This window comes from Winogradskyella poriferorum, from assembly GCF_050618035.1.
GTDB lineage: Bacteria > Bacteroidota > Bacteroidia > Flavobacteriales > Flavobacteriaceae > Winogradskyella > Winogradskyella poriferorum_A.
This window is the reverse complement of the sequence record NZ_JBODPY010000141.1, coordinates 1-233: the sequence shown is the minus strand read 5'-3', so window position 1 is coordinate 233 and position 233 is coordinate 1. Positions and strand designations below refer to the sequence as shown.

At 38.2% G+C, this 233-nt stretch carries 1 pseudogene; it reads left to right on the top strand.

The features are described from left to right. A pseudogene (locus tag ACRHOC_RS15240) lies at positions 1 to 233 on the top strand (serine hydrolase); the annotation flags it as partial.

Genomic DNA, 233 nt, shown 5'->3' with positions numbered 1-233 from the left:
AACGTTATTTAAAAAGCGAAACTATAGGTAAATTTAATACGTGTTATTACTGAGATGCAGATAATAGGCGAGGTGTCGGTTTTGATAAGGCTCAACTTGGTGATGAAGGACCTACATGTGGTTGTTTATCTATGACTAGATTTGGTCACTCTGGATTCACTGGCACATATGCTTGGGCAGATCCGGAAGTAGGAATTGTCTATGTCTTTTTAGCTAATAGAACTTATCCAGAG